Origin of the sequence: Streptomyces stoeckheimensis (assembly GCF_045822005.1) — a bacterium.
GTDB lineage: Bacteria > Actinomycetota > Actinomycetes > Streptomycetales > Streptomycetaceae > Streptomyces > Streptomyces stoeckheimensis.
Map to the genome: position 1 here is coordinate 6453640 of NZ_CP169550.1, position 18867 is coordinate 6472506.

At 69.1% G+C, this 18867-nt stretch carries 19 protein-coding genes and 1 riboswitch; of the genes, 16 read left to right on the forward strand and 3 right to left on the reverse strand.

Features of this window, described 5'->3' with window-relative positions:
• Nucleotides 1-263: 263 nt before the first annotated feature.
• From coxB to ACE1OC_RS29225, 4 genes are all read left to right on the forward strand, one after another.
• Nucleotides 264-1238, forward strand: a complete 975-nt coding sequence (coxB, locus tag ACE1OC_RS29210; protein WP_407839519.1) for a cytochrome c oxidase subunit II — start codon at nt 264-266, stop codon at nt 1236-1238.
• Nucleotides 1235-2965, forward strand: coding sequence for a cytochrome c oxidase subunit I (ctaD, locus tag ACE1OC_RS29215; protein WP_407839520.1), 1731 nt, complete (start codon nt 1235-1237; stop codon nt 2963-2965). Before coxB ends, ctaD begins: the two co-directional genes overlap by 4 nt.
• Entirely contained in the window at nt 2962-3360 is a 399-nt protein-coding gene (locus tag ACE1OC_RS29220; protein ID WP_407839521.1) for a cytochrome c oxidase subunit 4, read from the forward strand. Before ctaD ends, ACE1OC_RS29220 begins: the two co-directional genes overlap by 4 nt.
• Nucleotides 3361-3498: 138 nt before the next feature.
• Entirely contained in the window at nt 3499-4746 is a 1248-nt protein-coding gene (locus ACE1OC_RS29225; protein WP_407839522.1) for a L,D-transpeptidase, read from the forward strand.
• A gap of 156 nt (nt 4747-4902) precedes the next feature.
• Here the strand turns inward: ACE1OC_RS29225 and ACE1OC_RS29230 are convergent, their stop codons facing one another.
• A complete protein-coding gene (locus ACE1OC_RS29230; protein WP_250742508.1) occupies nt 4903-5304 on the reverse strand; it encodes a hypothetical protein in 402 nt (133 codons plus the stop codon).
• A gap of 212 nt (nt 5305-5516) precedes the next feature.
• Between ACE1OC_RS29230 and ACE1OC_RS29235 the strand changes: the two genes are divergently transcribed.
• From ACE1OC_RS29235 to ACE1OC_RS29270, 8 genes are all read left to right on the forward strand, one after another.
• Nucleotides 5517-6137, forward strand: coding sequence for a cytochrome c oxidase subunit 3 (locus ACE1OC_RS29235; protein ID WP_008738823.1), 621 nt, complete (start codon nt 5517-5519; stop codon nt 6135-6137).
• A 77-nt stretch (nt 6138-6214) separates the two neighbouring features.
• Nucleotides 6215-7024, forward strand: a complete 810-nt coding sequence (locus ACE1OC_RS29240) for a c-type cytochrome (protein ID WP_254383464.1) — start codon at nt 6215-6217, stop codon at nt 7022-7024.
• The gene (locus ACE1OC_RS29245) at nt 7021-8079 is read left to right on the forward strand and encodes a Rieske 2Fe-2S domain-containing protein (protein WP_407839523.1); all 1059 of its coding nucleotides are present in this window, start codon (nt 7021-7023) and stop codon (nt 8077-8079) included. The genes ACE1OC_RS29240 and ACE1OC_RS29245 overlap by 4 nt, the downstream gene beginning before the upstream one ends.
• Nucleotides 8076-9704: a cytochrome b gene (locus ACE1OC_RS29250; protein WP_407839524.1), complete on the forward strand. Its 1629-nt coding sequence runs from the start codon at nt 8076-8078 to the stop codon at nt 9702-9704. The genes ACE1OC_RS29245 and ACE1OC_RS29250 overlap by 4 nt, the downstream gene beginning before the upstream one ends.
• Nucleotides 9705-9916: 212 nt before the next feature.
• The gene (trpD, locus tag ACE1OC_RS29255; protein ID WP_407839525.1) at nt 9917-10981 is read left to right on the forward strand and encodes an anthranilate phosphoribosyltransferase; all 1065 of its coding nucleotides are present in this window, start codon (nt 9917-9919) and stop codon (nt 10979-10981) included.
• Nucleotides 10982-11096: 115 nt separating this feature from the next.
• Nucleotides 11097-11213: riboswitch (SAM riboswitch) on the forward strand.
• Between the two features lie 249 nt (nt 11214-11462).
• Entirely contained in the window at nt 11463-12860 is a 1398-nt protein-coding gene (locus tag ACE1OC_RS29260; RefSeq protein ID WP_407839526.1) for an aminotransferase class V-fold PLP-dependent enzyme, read from the forward strand.
• Nucleotides 12861-12873: 13 nt separating this feature from the next.
• A complete protein-coding gene (locus tag ACE1OC_RS29265) occupies nt 12874-13242 on the forward strand; it encodes a ferredoxin (protein ID WP_407839527.1) in 369 nt (122 codons plus the stop codon).
• The gene (locus ACE1OC_RS29270; protein ID WP_407839528.1) at nt 13194-13466 is read left to right on the forward strand and encodes a hypothetical protein; all 273 of its coding nucleotides are present in this window, start codon (nt 13194-13196) and stop codon (nt 13464-13466) included. Before ACE1OC_RS29265 ends, ACE1OC_RS29270 begins: the two co-directional genes overlap by 49 nt.
• 4 nt (nt 13467-13470) lie before the next feature.
• Here ACE1OC_RS29270 and ACE1OC_RS29275 read toward each other — a convergent pair whose 3' ends face one another.
• Both ACE1OC_RS29275 and ACE1OC_RS29280 read right to left on the reverse strand, forming a co-directional pair.
• On the reverse strand, nt 13471-13752 hold the full coding sequence (locus ACE1OC_RS29275) for an Lrp/AsnC family transcriptional regulator (RefSeq protein WP_250742500.1): 282 nt from the start codon (nt 13750-13752) through the stop codon (nt 13471-13473).
• A complete protein-coding gene (locus ACE1OC_RS29280; protein WP_407839529.1) occupies nt 13749-14471 on the reverse strand; it encodes a rhomboid family intramembrane serine protease in 723 nt (240 codons plus the stop codon). Before ACE1OC_RS29280 ends, ACE1OC_RS29275 begins: the two co-directional genes overlap by 4 nt.
• Nucleotides 14472-14618: 147 nt before the next feature.
• Here ACE1OC_RS29280 and ACE1OC_RS29285 point away from each other — a divergent pair, with 147 nt between their 5' ends.
• The 4 genes from ACE1OC_RS29285 (at nt 14619) to ACE1OC_RS29300 (ending at nt 18860) form a co-directional block, all read left to right on the forward strand.
• Nucleotides 14619-14858 (forward strand): hypothetical protein, encoded by a 240-nt coding sequence (locus ACE1OC_RS29285; RefSeq protein ID WP_008738811.1) that lies wholly within the window; start codon nt 14619-14621, stop codon nt 14856-14858.
• 39 nt (nt 14859-14897) lie between these two features.
• The gene (locus ACE1OC_RS29290; RefSeq protein WP_407841712.1) at nt 14898-16262 is read left to right on the forward strand and encodes an NYN domain-containing protein; all 1365 of its coding nucleotides are present in this window, start codon (nt 14898-14900) and stop codon (nt 16260-16262) included.
• Nucleotides 16263-16521: 259 nt separating this feature from the next.
• Nucleotides 16522-17553 carry a C40 family peptidase gene (locus ACE1OC_RS29295; RefSeq protein WP_407839530.1) on the forward strand — a complete coding sequence of 344 codons (1032 nt, stop codon included), beginning with the start codon at nt 16522-16524 and terminating at the stop codon, nt 17551-17553.
• Nucleotides 17554-17807: 254 nt separating this feature from the next.
• Entirely contained in the window at nt 17808-18860 is a 1053-nt protein-coding gene (locus ACE1OC_RS29300; RefSeq protein ID WP_407839531.1) for a C40 family peptidase, read from the forward strand.
• Nucleotides 18861-18867 lie beyond the last annotated feature (7 nt).

Below are 18867 nucleotides of genomic sequence, written 5' to 3' on the forward strand. Positions count from 1 at the left end.
GCTTCGGGCCTGTCGTCGAACTGCCGTCAGATGCCGCCGGGACCCCGCCATTCGGGGTCCGTTGGGCCGTCCCCCGTACGGCGGATCCATCCCTTCGGGGTCAGTAACGGCGCGTTGGGCACCCTCCCCGCGCGACCCCAAATAGCGTCCAGTAGGGTTTGGTCCGCATAAACATCCAAACCCCTGCCTGCGTCAGGGCCGGCGACCGACCCGAATGCGGCCGCGGCCGGCCGCGCGGGCCGAGACTCTCGGGAAGGCGCTACGTGAGTCCCTACGGCTCCGACCGCTCGCCGCGGCGCCCGATGCGGCGGAAGCTGCTGCAGGCGCTGACTGCGGGCGTGGTCCTGGCGACCGCCACTGGTTGCTCGTATACATGGAAAGACTTCCCCCGCCTCGGATTGCCCACCCCGGTCACTGAAGAGGCGCCTCGCATCCTCTCCCTGTGGCAGGGGTCCTGGGCGGCCGCTCTGATCACCGGCATCCTCGTGTGGGGCCTGATCATGTGGAGCGTCATCTTCCACCGGCGTAGCCGGACCAAGGTCGAGGTTCCCCCGCAGACCCGGTACAACATGCCCATCGAGGCGCTGTACACCGTGGTCCCGCTCATCATCGTCTCGGTGCTCTTCTACTTCACCGCGCGCGACGAGTCGAAGCTGCTCTCCCTCTCCGCCAAGCCGGCGCACACGATCAACGTGATCGGCTACCAGTGGAGCTGGGGCTTCAACTACGTCGAGAACGTCGACGGCGATGCGGCGACTCCGAAGGCGGGCGAGGTTCCCAAGGAACTCGCCACGATCCCGGACCGCTACACCAAGGACTTCCCGGCGGGCGCCGAAGGCGTCTACACCAAGGGCGTCCCGAGCGACCGGAACGCGGAGACCGGCAACCCGGGCCCGACGCTCTGGCTGCCGAAGGGTGAGAAGGTCCGCTTCATCCTGTCGTCGAACGACGTCATCCACTCCTTCTGGGTGGTCCCCTTCCTGTTCAAGCAGGACGTCATTCCGGGGCACACCAACGTCTTCGAGGTCACCCCGACCGAAGAGGGCGTCTTCATGGGCAAGTGCGCCGAGCTCTGCGGTGTCGACCACTCCCGAATGCTCTTCAACGTCAAGGTCGTCTCCCCGGAGGCGTACAAGGCGCACCTGAAGGAGCTCGCGGAGAAGGGTCAGACCGGCTTCCTTCCGGCCGGTATCAAGCAGACCGACCCGGCCCGCAATGCTGAGGTGAACAAACTGTGAGCATCCTCAACCAGCCTCAGGGTGCCGAGGCCGACTCGTACGAGAACGAGTTGCCGGTACGGAGCAAGCAGCCGGGCAATGTCGTCGTGAAGTGGTTGACCACTACCGACCACAAGACCATCGGCACGATGTACCTGCTCACGTCGTTCGTGTTCTTCCTGATCGGCGGCCTCCTCGCGCTCTTCATGCGCGCCGAGCTGGCCCGTCCGGGTACGCAGATCATGTCGAACGAGCAGTTCAACCAGGCGTTCACCATGCATGGCACGATCATGCTGCTGATGTTCGCCACCCCGCTCTTCGCGGGCTTCGCGAACTGGATCATGCCGCTGCAGATCGGCGCGCCCGACGTGGCGTTCCCGCGGCTGAACATGTTCGCGTACTGGCTGTACCTCTTCGGTTCGACCATCGCGGTGGCCGGCTTCGTCACCCCCTCGGGTGCCGCCGACTTCGGCTGGTTCGCCTACTCCCCGCTGTCGGACGCCGTCCGTTCGCCGGGCATCGGCGCCGACATGTGGATCATGGGTCTGGCCTTCTCGGGCTTCGGCACGATCCTCGGTTCGGTCAACTTCATCACCACGATCATCTGCATGCGCGCCCCTGGCATGACGATGTTCCGCATGCCGATCTTCACCTGGAACGTGCTGCTGACCGGTGTTCTGGTCCTGCTCGCCTTCCCGGTCCTGGCCGCCGCGCTCTTCGCGCTGGAGGCCGACCGCAAGTTCGGTTCGCACATCTTCGACGCCGCTAACGGCGGCGCCCTGCTATGGCAGCACCTCTTCTGGTTCTTCGGACACCCAGAGGTGTACATCATCGCGCTGCCGTTCTTCGGAATCGTTTCCGAGATCATTCCGGTCTTCTCGCGCAAGCCGATGTTCGGTTACATCGGCCTGATCGCCGCGACGATCTCGATCGCCGGCCTTTCGGTGACCGTGTGGGCCCACCACATGTACGTCACCGGCGGTGTACTGCTGCCGTTCTTCTCCTTCATGACGTTCCTCATCGCGGTTCCGACCGGTGTGAAGTTCTTCAACTGGATCGGCACCATGTGGAAGGGCTCCCTGTCCTTTGAGACCCCGATGCTCTGGACGATCGGCTTCCTGGTCACCTTCACCTTCGGTGGCCTGACCGGCGTCATCCTGGCTTCGCCCCCGATGGACTTCCACGTCTCCGACTCGTACTTCGTCGTCGCGCACTTCCACTACGTCGTCTTCGGCACCGTGGTCTTCGCGATGTTCGCGGGCTTCCACTTCTGGTGGCCCAAGTTCACGGGCAAGATGCTGGACGAGCGCCTCGGCAAGATCACCTTCTGGACGCTGTTCATCGGCTTCCACGGCACCTTCCTGGTGCAGCACTGGCTGGGCGCCGAGGGCATGCCGCGTCGTTACGCGGACTACCTCGCGGCGGACGGCTTCACGCTGCTGAACACGATCTCGACGATCAGCTCGTTCCTGCTGGGCCTGTCGATGCTGCCCTTCATGTACAACGTCTGGAAGACGGCGAAGTACGGCAAGAAGATCGACGTCGACGACCCGTGGGGCTACGGCCGTTCGCTCGAATGGGCGACGTCTTGCCCGCCGCCGCGGCACAACTTCCTCACCCTGCCGAGGATCCGGTCCGAATCCCCGGCATTCGATCTGCACCACCCCGAGATCGCGGCCCTCGACCACCTTGAGGACCACTCCGTGGCCGCCAAGGCCGTCGCTGGTGGCAAGGAGGCCGGCAAGTGAAGATCCAGGGCAGGATGTTCCTGTGGCTCGCCGTCTTCATCCTGATCATGACCGTCGTGTACGGCGTGTGGTCGAAGGAGCCGGTCGGCACCACCGCGCTCGCACTGGCCTTCGGCCTGAGCGCCATGATCGGCTACTACCTGGCCTTCACGGCCGCGCGCGTCGACGAGATGGCCCAGGACAACCTGGAGGCCGACGTCGCCGACGAGGCGGGCGAGCTGGGGTTCTTCTCCCCGCACAGCTGGCAGCCGCTCTCGCTGGCCATCGGTGGCGCCTTCGCCTTCATGGGCGTCGTCTTCGGCTGGTGGCTGATGTACTTCTCGGCGCCGCTGATCCTGATCGGTCTGTGGGGCTGGGTGTACGAGTACTACCGCGGCGAGAACCAGAACCAGTAGCCGCACCCGCGCTGCCACCCACGGTGGCGGCCACCGCGTGAGACCAGGGGCCCGGACACCTCCAATGGAGGAGTCCGGGCCCCTCGTTTGCAGTCACCCCGCGCGCCGTAATTGTCATATCTTCATAGCGTTGGCTCCATGAACCAGTCACCGCGTCTTTGGACGGTTATCGGCTGCTCCCTGCTGGTCGCGTCCCTCGGGGCCGGCGCCACCGCATGCGGGTCGGGCGACGACAACCCGCTGTCCGCCCGCCCCTACGACGCGGGCGACCAAGTCGCCCTCAATCACCCCACGGGCAGCCGCCCGGTCGACCCGGACCGGCCCCTGGAGGTCACCGCCAAGAGCGGCGACGGCCGGATCACCGACGTGAGCGCCGTGGACACCCACGGACGCCGCCTGGCGGGCGAGTTGTCCGCCACCGGCGACCGCTGGCACAGCACCGTCCCGATGGCCGCCGGCGTCCGCTACACCGTCCTCGTGAGCACCGAGGACGAGCGGGGCGCCCCCGGGCAGCGCACGCTCACCTTCGACACCACCCCGGCCCAGAAGGTCCTCAAGGTCGAATTCGGCCCGGACGAGGGCAAGTACGGCGTCGGACAGCCCCTCACGGCCGAACTCAACGAACCCGTGAAGGACAAGGCCGCCCGCGCCGTCATCGAGCGGGGCCTGGTCGTCGACGCCCCGCCGGAGGCCGTGGGTGCCTGGCACTGGGTGGACGACAAGAAGCTCCACTACCGGCCCAAGGACTACTGGCCCGCCAACACCACCGTGTCCGTCCGGAGCAACCTGGAGGGCATCAAGATCTCCGACGACCTGCACGGCGCCGCCTCCAAGCCGTTGAAGCTGGAGATCGGCGACCGCGTCGAGGTCACCACGGACGCCTCCTCGCACTGGATGACGTTCAAGCGCAACGGAGAAGTGATCAATTCCATCCCGGTGACCACCGGCAAGCCCGGGTTCTCCACCCGCAACGGCATCAAAGTGGTCCTAGGCAAGCAGTACTACGTCCAGATGCGCGGCGACACGGTGGGCATCGGCGGCAGCGAGTACTACAACCTGCCCGTCTACTGGGCGACCCGCGTCACCTGGAGCGGTGAATACGTCCACGCCGCGCCGTGGTCCATCGGCTCCCACGGCTACGCCAACGTCAGCCACGGCTGCACCGGCATGAGCACGGGCAACGCCGCCTGGTTCTACGAGAACATCACCGAAGGCGACATCGTCCGCGTCATCAACAGCATCGGCGACGACATGGACACCTTCGGCAACGGCTACGGCGACTGGAACATGGACTGGAAGGACTGGCGCGAGGGCAGCGCCCTCCTCAAGGGCACCCAGGAGGGCCGCAGCCCGGTCGACCAGGCGCGCCTGCGCCCGCAGGTGTAACCACCGGGCCAGGAGCGCAGGGAGAGCCGGAAGCGCCGAGAGAGGCGCGAGAGCCGGAAGAGGCCACAACCGGGGCACGGGTGCCCGTACGGACCGTACGGGCACCCGTGCCCCGGTATGCGCCGGTAAGGCGCTGTGCGGGGCGCACAGCCCCCGTTACGCCGCCGGGGAGAGCCGTGCGCGCAGCAGACCCGCCAGGGCCTGCGCGAAGTCCACCGGATCAACCGGAAGGGTGACGGCGGCGTCCGCGCGGCTCCAGGTGGCCAGCCAGGCGTCCTGCGGACGGCCCATCAGGAGCAGTACGGGCGGGCACTGGAAGATCTCGTCCTTGATCTGCCGGCACACCCCCATGCCCCCGGCCGGAACCGCCTCGCCGTCCAACACGCACACGTCGATGCCGCCCGCGTCCAGTTCCTTCAGGACGGCCGGCAGCGTGGCGCACTCCAGGAACTCCACCGGCGGCAGGTCGGCGGCCGGCCTGCGCCCGGCCGCCAGCCGCACCTGCTCCCGGGTGCCCGCGTCGTCGCTGTAGACCAGAACCCGCGCAGTCGCCCGCATTTCGTTCCTCCACGTGTCCCGTGAATCACGTTGATGTTGCGCGGGATGCTACTCCGTCCGACCCGGTGTCAACATCGGTTCGCACAGCCTCGCCCGAGGGAAGGCCGGCGGGCGTCCGAAGGGCGATCTGATGGGCCGTTCGGGCCTTGCACACGCCCCTGACACTCCGAACGGCACCCCCCGGGGTGAGGGCGGGATAAGGGACCGACATAATGTCGGTCGTGGCGACAGCAACGACAGTAGATACCGGGCACGCGCACCCGACGGTCAACAGGCCGAACCTCGTCAGCGTGGGAACCATCATCTGGTTGAGTTCCGAGCTGATGTTCTTCGCGGCCCTCTTCGCGATGTACTTCACCCTGCGATCAGTGACAGGCGCCGAGTACTGGACAGAACAGGCTTCGGCCTTGAATCTGCCCTTCTCGGCGACGAACACGACGATCCTGGTGCTTTCCTCGCTCACCTGCCAGCTCGGCGTATTCGCCGCCGAGCGCGGTGACGTGAAGAAGCTCAGGACGTGGTTCATCATCACGTTCGTCATGGGTGCGATCTTCATTGGCGGCCAGGTGTTCGAGTACACCGAGCTGGTCAAGCACGAGGGCATGAGCCTCTCGTCCGGTCCGTACGGCTCGGTCTTCTACTTGACCACCGGCTTCCACGGTCTGCACGTGACGGGCGGTCTCATCGCCTTCCTGCTGGTCCTCGGCCGGACGTACGCGGCCAAGAGGTTCACCCACGAACAGGCCACGTCGGCCATCGTCGTGTCCTACTACTGGCACTTCGTCGATGTCGTCTGGATCGGCCTCTTCGCAACGATCTACCTGATCAAGTAGCGAACACGTCGCCGGGCCCGTGCCCGGCACTCCATCCAGACACACCGACGCAGAAGATCCTGACACCGGGGTAATCCGTGAAAAAGCTCTCCGCACGACGACGCCATCCGCTGGCGGCGGTCGTCGTTCTACTCTTCGCGCTGGCGGTTACCGGGGGGCTGTACAGCGCCTTCGCGCCCGCGGGCAATGCGAAGGCCGACGAAACCGTCCAGTCCCTCGCCATCGAGGAGGGCCAGAAGCTCTACGCCGTCGGCTGCGCAAGCTGCCACGGAACCGGCGGTCAGGGTTCCTCTGACGGCCCCAGCCTGGTAGGCGTCGGCTCCGCTGCCGTCGACTTCCAGGTGATGACGGGCCGTATGCCCGCCCAGCAGCCCGGCGCCCAGGTGCCGAAGAAGCCCGTCATCTACACCCAGGCGCAGGCCGACCAGCTCGCCGCGTACATCGCCTCCCTCGGAGCCGGCCCGATCACGCCGACCGAGAAGCAGTACGACCCGGCGGGTGCCGACATCGCGAAGGGTGGCGAGCTGTTCCGCAACAACTGCGCGCAGTGCCACAACTTCACCGGTGAGGGCGGCGCACTGACGAACGGCAAGTACGCCCCCAACCTCGAGGGCGTCGAGCCGAAGCACGTCTACGAGGCCATGCTCACCGGCCCGCAGAACATGCCCTCCTTCCCCGACAGCACCATGCCGGAGAAGCAGAAGAAGGACATCATCGCGTACCTCCAGCACGTCAACGGCGAGAAGTCGACCAACCCCGGTGGCCTCAAGCTCGGTGGCCTCGGCCCCGTCTCCGAGGGTCTCTTCGGCTGGATCTTCGGACTGGGTGCGCTGATCGCTGTCGCCGTCTGGGTCGCGGCCCACACCGCTAAGGCCAAGAAGTCATGAGTAGCCAAGAGATTCCCGAAGAGAAGCACCTGCCGAGCGAGCAGGGCGACGCGCACCACGGTGCCGTGGCAGTGGCGGACGACCCGTTCGCCGACCCCGGTCTGCCGGTTCACCGGCCGCGGATCCAGGACATCGACGAGCGGGCCGCGAAGCGCTCCGAGCGCACGGTGGCCCTGCTGTTCACCCTGTCGATGCTGGCCACGGTCGCCTTCATCGCCTCGTTCGTGATCCTGCCGGTCGACAAGATCGTCTACATCTTCCCCATCGGGAAGGTGAGCGCGCTCAACTTCGCCCTCGGCGTGAGCCTCGGCGCGGCCCTCTTCTGCATCGGCGCGGGCGCGGTCCACTGGGCCCGCACCCTGATGTCCGACGTGGAGGTCGCCGCCGAGCGCCACGAGATCGCGGCCCCGGCCGAGGTCAAGGCGCAGGTCCTGCAGGACTTCGCGGACGGCGCGCGCGAGTCGGCCATCGGCCGCCGCCCGCTGATCCGCAACACGATGTTCGGTGCGCTGGCCCTGCTGCCGCTCTCCGCCGTCGTGATCCTGCGCGACCTGGGCCCGCTGCCCGAGGACAAGCTGCGCAAGACCATCTGGGCGAAGGGCAAGATGCTCATCAACCAGAACACGATGGAGCCGCTCCGCCCGGAGGACATCGTCGTCGGGTCGCTGACCTTCGCCATGCCGGAAGGCCTGGAGGAGGACGCGCACGACTTCCAGACGCAGATCGCCAAGGCCGCCCTGATGATCGTCCGCATCCAGCCGGAGAACATCAAGGACAAGAAGGAACTGGAGTGGTCCCACGACGGGATCGTGGCCTACTCCAAGATCTGCACCCACGTCGGCTGCCCGATCAGCCTGTACGAGCAGCAGTCGCACCACGTGCTCTGCCCGTGCCACCAGTCCACCTTCGACCTCTCCGACGGCGCCCGAGTCATCTTCGGCCCGGCTGGTCACGCGCTCCCGCAGCTGCGGATCGGCGTCAATGACGAAGGTTTCCTCGAGGCGCTCGGCGACTTCGAAGAGCCCGTCGGTCCCTCTTTCTGGGAGCGCGGATGAGCACTGCCACCGAAACCAAAGAGCGCAAGGCTCCGGCCGGCGAGCGCGTAGCCGACTGGGCCGACGGCCGGCTGGGCATCTACAGCCTCGCCAAGGCCAACATGCGCAAGATCTTCCCGGACCACTGGTCCTTCATGCTGGGCGAGATCTGCCTCTACAGCTTCATCATCCTCATCCTCACGGGTGTGTACCTGACGCTGTTCTTCCACCCGAGCATGAACGAAGTGCACTACGACGGTTCGTACATCCCCATGCAGGGTGTCGCGATGTCGGAGGCCTTCAAGTCGACCCTGGAAATCAGCTTCGACGTCCGCGGCGGTCTGCTCATCCGGCAGATCCACCACTGGTCGGCGCTGATCTTCATCGCGGCGATGCTCGTGCACATGATGCGCGTGTTCTTCACCGGCGCGTTCCGCAAGCCCCGTGAGGTCAACTGGGTCTTCGGCTTCCTGCTGCTGGTCCTCGGCATGTTCACCGGTTTCACCGGTTACTCCCTGCCGGACGACCTGCTCTCGGGCACCGGTGTCCGCTTCATGGAAGGCGCGATGCTGTCCGTGCCGATCGTCGGCACGTACCTGTCGTTCTTCTTCTTCGGCGGGGAGTTCCCCGGCGGCGACTTCGTGGGCCGGCTCTACTCGGTGCACATCCTGCTGCTGCCCGGCATCATGATGGGCCTGCTGGTGGCCCACCTGATCCTGGTCTTCTACCACAAGCACACCCAGTTCGCGGGCCCCGGCAAGACCGAGAAGAACGTCGTCGGCATGCCGCTGCTCCCGGTCTACATGGCCAAGGCCGGAGGCTTCTTCTTCCTGGTCTTCGGCGTCATCGCGCTGATCGCGGGCATCGCCTCGATCAACCCGATCTGGGCGCTCGGCCCGTACCGTCCGGACCACGTGTCCACCGGTGCGCAGCCCGACTGGTACATGGGCTTCTCCGAGGGCCTGATCCGTGCCATGCCCGGCTGGGAGATCAACCTGTGGGGCCACACCCTCGCCCTGGGCGTGTTCATCCCCTTCACGATCTTCCCGCTGGTCCTGGCCACCATCGCGGTCTACCCGTTCATCGAGTCCTGGGTCACCGGGGACAAGCGCGAGCACCACATCCTGGACCGCCCGCGCAACGCCCCGACCCGTACGGGCTTCGGTGTGGCATGGCTGACGTGGTACGTCATCCTGCTGATCGCCGGTGGAAACGACATGTTCGCGCAGTACTTCCACCTGTCGATCAACTCGATCACCTGGTTCGCGCGCATCGGGTTCTTCGTCGGCCCGGTCATCGCCTTCATCATCACCAAGCGGATCTGCCTCGGCCTCCAGCGCCGGGACCGGGACAAGGTGCTGCACGGTCGCGAGACCGGCATCATCAAGCGCCTGCCGCACGGTGAGTTCGTCGAGGTGCACGAGCCGCTCTCGCAGGGCAAGCTGCACACGCTCACCTCGTACGAGCAGTACGAGCCCGCCGAGATCGGCCCCACGGTCGACGAGAACGGTGTCGAGCGCAAGGTGAAGCCGCTGGAGAAGCTCCGCGCCAAGCTCAGCAAGGGCTACTACGGGGAGAACAACCAGATCCCGAAGCCCACGGTCGAGGAGTACAAGGAGATCCAGAGCGGCCACGGCCACCACTGATCTCCCGCATCACGGCTTCACACGCATCACACGCTTCACGCAGTACGCACCACGCATGACTGCTTGAGGGACTGATTTAGGTCAGTCCTGGTGTCGCCACGGCGAGAGCCCCGTCCAGTGTCTGGACGGGGCTCTTTGCCGTCCCCGGGGCTGGATAGGCTGAAGCCCTTCGCATTCGACGTGGAATCCTCGATGAGCAGCAGGAGCGGACCATGAACCTGGTGACCCCGGCAGGCGGCGACAGCGCGGCGGCCCGCGGCTGGCCGGGCGTTCTGGAGGCCCTGCTGACCGGCCGTGACCTCGGCGCCGACGACACGGCCTGGGCCATGGACCGGATCATGCGCGGGGAGGCCACCGACGCCCAGATCGCCGGCTTCGCGGTCGCGCTGCGGGCCAAGGGCGAGACCGTCTCAGAGATCAACGGCCTGGTCCGCGCCATGTACGAACACGCCAACCTCATCGAGGTGCCGGGCCGGACGGTGGACATCGTCGGCACCGGGGGCGACGGGGCCAAGACGGTCAACATCTCCACGATGTCGGCGATCGTGGTGGCCGGTACGGGCGCCAAGGTCGTCAAGCACGGCAACCGGGCCTCGTCCTCCGCGAGCGGCTCCTCGGACGTCCTGGAGAAGCTGGGCGTCAACCTCGACCTCACCCCCGCACGGGTCGTGGAGGTGGCCGAGGAAGCCGGGATCACCTTCTGCTTCGCGGTCAAGTTCCACCCCGCGCTCCGGCACGTGGCGGCGGCCCGCCGGGAGCTCGGCATCCGGACCACCTTCAACTTCCTCGGCCCGCTGACCAACCCGGCACGGGTCCGGGCGCAGGCCACCGGCGTGGCCGACGCGCGGGTGGCCCCGATCGTCGCGGGCGTCCTGGCGGAGCGGGGCTCCTCGGCCCTGGTCTTCCGCGGTGACGACGGGCTCGACGAGCTCACCACCACGGCGACCTCCCGGGTCTGGTGGGTCCGCGACGGCGAGGTCAGGGAGCAGGGCTTCGACCCGCGCGACATCGGCATCCCGCTGGTCCCGGTCTCGGCCCTGGCCGGCGCGGACGCCTCGTTCAACGCGGACGTTGCCCGCCGCCTGCTGGCCGGCGAGACCGGCCCGGTCCGAGACGCCGTACTCCTGAACTCGGCGGCGGCCCTGGTCGCGCTGGACCCGGGTACGGGCACCCTGGAGGAGCAGCTCGCCGCCGGCGTCCTCCGTGCGGCGGAGTCGGTGGACTCCGGCGCGGCCCGGGCCGCGCTGGCCCGCTGGGCGGCGGCGAGCAACGCGTAGGCGCTGCGACGCGCCGCCGTTCCGACGGGATCCGGCCAAGATCAGCCAACGACCCCGGTCCGCCATGTGGACCGGGGTCTTGCGTTCGGAAGATCATGTGGCAGGATGCTCCTCAGGTCACGAGTGACAGCGTTTAGGCCCCGGCTTGCTGTCCGGCAACCCTCCTTCCGTGGCGGGGTGCCCCGGGTGATGACCAGGTCGTAGGCAGTGAGGTCTACGGCAAGCGCGGATCCCTCGAACACCAGGGGTCCTGGTCTTCTGAGGAGCGTTTTCCGTGAGCAAGCGAATGCGATAGGGCGACTCCGCCCCTTCTTCACCCCTCGGAACAGGGTCACTTCCGCGTACCCGCAGCACATCTGCGTACGCCGGACCGATCCGCATTCCGGGGCACTCCCGTACCCCGAACGGCCGCAGCGCCGTAGCCGTGTCGGCGGACGGGCACACCGAAGCCATTCAGACCTGCCTGCCGGGAGATACCGCCATGTCCGCAACCCTGAACACCACCGCTGTCACCGCCGCCACCGCCTTCGACCCTGCCTGTGTCGAGCCGCTGCCGGTCCTCGGCCGTGACGTCACCGTCCCGCTCGTCACCGGTGGCGAGGTCACCTACGCCGCCCTCGACTACGCGGCCAGCGCCCCCGCGCTGCAGCGGGTCTGGGACGACGTGGCCGCGTACGCCCCGTACTACGGCAGCGTCCACCGCGGCGCCGGCTACCTCTCGCAGCTCTCCACCGACCTGTTCGAGCAGAGCCGGGTCACGGTCGCCGAGTTCCTCGACTGCCGCCCCTCCGACCAGGTGATCTTCACCCGGTCCACCACCGACTCCCTCAACCTGCTCGCCGCCGTGATCCCGGCCGACTGCCAGGTCTTCGTCTTCGAGACCGAGCACCACGCCTCGCTGCTCCCGTGGACGAACGCGCAGGTCACCTACCTCAACGCCCCCCGCACCCCGGACGAGGCCGTCGCCACCCTGGAGCGCGCCCTGGCCGACCGCGACCCCTACGGCCCCGCGCTGGTCTGCGTGACCGGAGCCTCCAACGTCACCGGCGAGCTGTGGCCCGTCAAGGAGCTCGCCGCCGCCGCGCACGCCCACGGCGCCCGCATCGTCCTGGACGCCGCCCAGCTGGCCCCGCACCACCCCGTCTCGGTCCAGGACCTCGACGTGGACTGGGTCGCCTTCTCGGGACACAAGCTCTACGCGCCTTTCGGCTCGGGCGTGCTCGCCGGCCGCGCGGACTGGCTGCAGGAGGCGGACCCGTACCTCGCGGGCGGCGGCGCCTCCCGCAAGGTGACGCGACGCGTCAGCGGGGAGGATGCCGGCGGCGTGGACGTCGAGTGGCACACCACCGCCGCCCGCCACGAGGCCGGCTCCCCGAACGTCATCGGCGTCTACTCCATCGCCTCCGCCTGCAAGGCCCTGAACGAGGCCGGCTTCGAGAACCTCGTCGCCCGCGAGCAGCACCTCATCGCCAAGGTCCGGGAGGGTCTCGCCGAGGTCCCGGCGGTCCGCGTCCTGTCCCTCTTCGGCGACGACGCCCCGCGCGTGGGCGTCATCTCCTTCGTCGTCGACGGCTGGAACAGCTCGCACTTCGCCGCCGCGCTCTCCGCCGAGTACGGCATCGGCGTCCGCGACGGCCTGTTCTGCGCCCACCCGCTGGTCCGCACGCTCCTCGGCAGCGAGCCGCAGGCCCAGGGCGAATGCGGAGCCCCCGAAGCGGCCCCGGGCGAGCGGTCCCTGAACGCGATCCGCGTCAGCTTCGGCGCCGGCACCCCCGACGAGCACGTCGAGCGCTTCGTCCGCGCCGTCAAGGAGCTCGTCACGGACGGCGCCAAGTGGCAGTACCGCACCGAAGAGGGCCGCTGCGTCCCGGCCGTCTGAGAGGCTGCGGGGCATGACGTATTGGGATCCGATACCGGCCGCGCGGGCCGCGGAGGCCGGGCCGCTGCCCGATCCGGACGGTGGCACCTGGGTGCCCGACCCGGAGCACGTCGTGCTCTGGAACCCCCGGCCCGACCGGTGGTCGGAGCGCGACTGGCGCAACGTGCCGGGGCCGTTCTACGGGGCGGGCACCGACACGTGCTGGATGGGCCGGCTGATCGCGCCCGACAACGTGCTCTACGACGACGACTGGGGCGCGGAGTTCGTCTACCGCCAGCCCCGGAGCCCCGCGGAAACCCTCGCCGTCCTGGGCGCGCCGCCGCTCAGGATCCGATGGTGGGCCATGCCCGGGACGGTGACGACCACTGGACCCCGGAGCTGATCCGCGGGTGGTGGAGCGACCGGGCCCGCGTGCGGGAGTGGGCCGTGGCCCTGGACCGGAAGTGGTCGGTTTCGCGCCGGGAGGACGAGCGGGAAGCCGCCGGCGGGGCCCGCGCGTACGTCGCCCACATCGACGGGGACCTCGCCGGCCACCTGCGCGGCTATCTCTTCCGGCAGGAAGAGGGCCGCCCCGCCCGGCCGGGCGAGGCGTTGCCCGCGCTCTGAACCGCTACGCGTCGAGGCCGATCGCGAACGCCGCTTCCAGGTCGTGCTGGGAGTAGGTGCGGAACGCCACGTGGGTGTCCGTCGCCTCCACGCCCGGGATCTTGCTGATGCGGCCGGGGATGATGTCGGCCAGGTCCTCGTGCCGGGACACCCGGACCATCGCGATGAGGTCGTACGTACCCGTGACCGAGTAGACCTCGCTGACGCTGTCCAGCGCGGCGATGGCCTCGGCGATCTCGGGGATCCGGTCCACGCTGGTCTTGATGAGCACGAGTGCGGTGATCACGGTTGGCTGTCTCCCTCGCCTACTGTCACTGGTCGACCCACTCTAGTCCCACCCCGGTAGCGGGCCCATGCATAGAGGAAGCCCACCGAGAAGCCCACCACGTGGGCCAGATAGGCGACTCCGGGGCCGCTCGCCGCGCGGTGCGCCGCCAGCCACTGGAGCCCGAACCAGAACATCAGCACGAGCCACGCCGGGAAGCGCAGCGGCAGGAAGAACAGGAACGGGAACAGGCTCGTCACCCGGGCCCTGGGGAACAGGTACAGGAAGGCTCCCAGGACCGCGGAGATCGCCCCGGAGGCCCCGACCAGGGTCTGGTCCGAGGAGGCGTAGGCCGCCGCGTACGCGGCCAGGGCCAGGTAGCCCGTACAGACGTAGAAGCAGAGGAACCACGCCCGGCCCATGCGCCGCTCCGTCATCGCCCCGAAGACGTAGAGGAAGAGCATGTTGCCCAGCAGGTGCAGCCAGCTCCCGTGCACGAACAGGGCCGTGAGGGGGGTGAGCGCCGCTCGCCCCGAGCCGGTGAACAGCTCGTCCGGGACCACGCCCCAGCGCCGGAAGTACGCCGTGCCCGTGGCCAGGAGCTGATCGCCCGTCCCGTAGACCGGGTTCAGCCCCGACGCCGGGCTCAGCACGAACACCACGCAGCAGCCGGCGATCAGCGCGTGCGTGACCACCGGGCCCCGGGCGGCCTCGCGTACGGCCTGCCACCTTACGATCATGCGAACGAGCATGACCCAGCCGGGCCCACCAGCGGGTGCGGCAGGCCGTAGGGTTACGAGCTACGCACGCACGCGCGCGCCACCCGTGACGACACGGGAGGGTGCGGCGCTTGCGCCATGTGAGCGATAGAAGGAGAGAGCGGCCTGATGACGGTTCCCCTGCCGACCGACACCACCCGGTGGCGCTGCACCCTGTGCGGCAACCTCACGCGCTTCGACGTCACCCGTTCGTCGAAGGTCGTGGAGTACGTCCACCTGGACCTCGCCGGGGAGCCCAAGGTCGAGGAGCGCGAGGTGGTCAATGAGACCATCGAGTCGGTGCGCTGCCGCTGGTGCAACGCGGTGGACCAGATCGAGCTGGTCGACAGGCCGGGCGCGGACTCCTAAGGAGCCCCGCCCACAGGTGAATGACGGTAGGGGTGACGGATTGTGGAGCCAGCAAGCGGCGCTGAGCCGGCCGATGCGGCCGGCGACGCCGCGGAGGTCCTCGACCGCCCGCTGCCGGAAGGCGTGCGGCGCCGGGTCGTCGCGCTCGTCTCGGACGCCTTCGGCGGGCTGACGGTCGCGGACCTCCCGGCGCAGCTGCGCCAGTACGCCCGTTTCACCCCGACGCGGCGCGCCAAGTTCGCGGGCAACGCCATGGCCACGGCCGTGGAGAGCGACCCCGTCTTCCGGGGCCGGGTCGCCGAGAAGTTCCGCGAGGCGCAGGCCGACCTGGCCTCCGCGCTGGAGTCGGGCGCCCCGCCCGCCGCCGCCGATCCGCTGGACGTGGCGGCCGCCGCGTACGTGCTGCGGCCGGCCGGCTGGGTCAAGCTCGTCGCCGCCGCCGGCGAGGAGGCGCAGCGCGCCGACGCCGAGCGGGTCGACGAGGAGGCCCGCCGCGAGATGGAGCGGCTCCGCGAGGAGCTGGCCCACGTACGGGAACTGCAGCGCACGGGTGCCGACCAGGTACGGGCCGAGCTGGACGCGGCGCGCAAGGAAGCGGAATCGCTTCAGCGCAAGCTGCGCAGTGCCCTCAGCGACGTCAAGCGGGGCGACGCCGCCCTGCGCAAGATCAACTCGGAGGTCGACGGCATCCGCGCCGAGGCGGCCGCCCAGGTGACCACCGCGGAGAGTGAGACCCGGCGGCTCAAGTCCCGCCTCGCGGAGGTGGAATCGGCGCTGGAGACCTCGCGCCGGGCCACCCGCGAGGGGCGCAGCATCGAGGACATGCGGCTGCGGCTGCTGCTGGACACCGTGCTGGACGCGGCCGCGGGACTGCGCCGGGAGCTCGCGCTGCCGCCGGTCTCCACGCGGCCCGCCGACACGGTGGAGGCGGTGGAGCCGGGCCGGATGACCCCGAAGGACATCGCGGCGCGCGCCCTCTCGGAGACCGACCCGGCGCTGCTGGACCAGTTGCTGGCGCTGCCCCAGGCCCATCTGGTGGTCGACGGCTACAACGTCACCAAGACCGGCTATCCGACGATGCCGCTGGAGAAGCAGCGGCTGCGGCTGCTGGGCGGGCTGTCGATGCTCGCCGCGCAGACGGGCGCCGAGATGACCTGTGTCTTCGACGGGGCGGAGCTGGCGGCCCCCGTGCTGCTCGCGCCGCCGCGCGGGGTGCGGGTGCTGTTCTCCAAGGCCGGGGTGACGGCGGACGAGCTGATCCGCCAGCTGGTGCGCGCCGAACCGGCGGGCCGTCCGGTGGTCGTGGTCTCCACGGACCGGGAGGTCGCCGACGGGGTGGCCAAGGCCGGTGCGCGGCCGGTGGCGTCCGCCTTGTTGCTGAAGCGGCTTTCGCGCGTTTCGTAACTGCTGGGCCCAATGCCGGAATTGATAGGCCCTCGCGGGAACGTACCGTCAAGTCGCCGACACGGAGCGTGCGCTGTAGGTAAAGAACCTGGTCGGACGGCGAGTTTTTTGCCGACAGGATTTGAACTGATCACAGAAGGGTCACTAGGGTCAGCTCAAACCTTCGTGCGGTAGTTCACTCATTCGGGGTGGCAGCGAAGGTGTCGCCGAGCTGTTTCTCGCGTTCTTCGGCGGCTCTAGGAAGAAGGAGCTCGCCTTCGTGGCGTCCCACCGTCGACCCAAGCAGCCGACCCGCATGCGCACGACCGTGCTCGGCGTCACCGCGGCAGCCGCCGTGGTCCTCTCGGGGCAGGCCGCCAACGCCGCCCCCGCCAAGCCGAGCAAGGACGAGGTCAAGGCCAAGGTCGACGCCCTCTACGAAGAGGCGGAGCAGGCCACCGAGAAGTTCAACGGGGCCAAGGAGCGCCAGGACAAGCTCGAGACCGAGATCGGGCAGCTCCAGGACCAGGTCGCCCGCGGCCAGGAGGACCTCAACGCGCTGCGCGGCACGCTCGGTTCGATGGCCAGCGCCCAGTACCGCAGCGGCGGCATCGACCAGTCCCTCGCGCTCTTCCTCTCGGCGGACCCGGACAACTACCTCGACAAGGCCTCCACCCTGGAGCAGCTGAGCGGTCAGCAGGTCGAAGCGGTCCAGAAGATCCAGGCCAAGCAGCGCACACTCGCGCAGCAGCGCCAGGAGGCCGCGGGCAAGCTCACCGACCTCGACGCCACCCGCAAGGAACTCGGCGAGAAGAAGAAGGCCTCCGCGGACAAGCTCGCCGAGGCCCAGGCGCTCCTGAACACCCTGACGGCCCAGGAGCGGCAGGCGATCAAGGACGAGGACTCCCGCGCCAGCCGCGGCGCCGGCGAGCGCGTCCCCGACCTCGGCAACGTGAAGCCCTCCGGCCGGGCCGGCGCCGCCCTCGCGGCCGCCAAGACCAAGATCGGCAGCGCGTACATATCCGGGCACGAAGGCCCCAACACGTTCGACTGCTCGGGCCTGACCCAGTGGGCGTACAAGCAGGCCAACGTGTCGATATCGCGCACCACCTTCACGCAGATCAACGACGGCACCCGGATCGGCAGGAGCCAGCTCCAGCCCGGCGACCTGGTGTTCTTCTACGGCGACCTGCACCACGTCGGCCTGTACGCGGGCGGCAACACGGTGCTGCACGCCTCGAACCCGCGCAGCGGCGTCAAGTACGAATCCATGGACAACATGCCGTTCCAGTTCGGCGTGCGCGTCGGCTGACGCCCCCCTCCTCCCCACAGGGTCCGTCCGGACGCGCCGCACACCGCCCATCCGGGCGAATTACGAGGCCCCGCTCTGACCACACGCCCCGCCGGTGACCTGCGTCTCCGACGGGGCGTCACTGTGCGTGCCCACCTGAGGTCGTTGGCCGGTGCCCTCCCGCGCGGCTACTGTCTGCCAGCGCGGAACCCCGGCACACGGCCGTCCACGGAGGGCGGACCCGGGTCCCGCCCAGCAGGAGGGAGCGGTTTCACGTGGCGTCCCATCGCCGGTCCGGGCCCAGCGCCCTCGACCGGAACACCAAGGTCACCGTCCTCACCGCCGCCGCGGCGGGAGCAGCGGTCGCCATGTCGGGCGCACCCGCCGGTGCGGCCCCCGGCCTCCCGCAGGAGCCCTCCACGGGCACCCGCGCCCAGGTCGACCGGCTCTTCGAAGAGGCCGAACAGGCCACCGAACGCTTCAACCAGGCGGGCGAGCGCGCCGGCCGGCTCCGCACCGAAGTCGCCCGGGTCCAGGACGCGGTGGCCCGCGGGCAGGACCGCATCAACACCATGCGCGGGGTGCTCGGCGCCTACGCCGGAGCCCAGTACCGGGCCGGCGGCATCGACCCCGCCGTCGAGCTGATGCTCTCCGACGACCCGGACGACTACCTCGCCAAGGCCGCCGCCCTCGACCGGCTGTCCGGCCGGCAGGCCCGCCAGCTCGACGAACTGCGCTCCGAGCAGCGCCGCCTCGGCCAGGAACGCCAGGAGGCCTCCCGCAAGCTCGCCGAACTCGACGCCCTGCGCGCCGACGTGGCGAAGGAGAAGCGCGCCGTCACCGCCAAGCTGGCCGCCGCCCGCCGGCTGCTCAACGCGATGCCCTCGCAGGAGCGCGCCGACTTCGACCGGGCCTCGCGCTCGGGCGGCCGCCCCGACGCCCTGCCCGAACTCCCCGACCCCGCGGCCTCCGGACCCTCCTCCGGGCGCGCCATGACCGCCGTGATGGCGGCCCGGTCGGCCGTGGGACGGCCCTACGTGTGGGGATCCACCGGCCCCTCCGGCTTCGACTGCTCCGGGCTGATGGTGTGGTCGTACCGGCAGGCGGGCGTCGCCCTGCCGCGCACCTCGCAGGCGCAGCGGCACGCCGGGCGGCGGGTCTCGCTGTCGGAGGCGCGCCCGGGGGACCTGGTGACGTACCGCTCGGACGCCAGCCACGTCGGCATGTACGTCGGCAACGGCCAGGTGGTGCACGCCCCGTACCCGGGGGCGCGGGTGCGGTACGACCCCGTCGGGATGATGCCGGTCTCCTCGGTGACCCGGCCCTGAGGGCTGC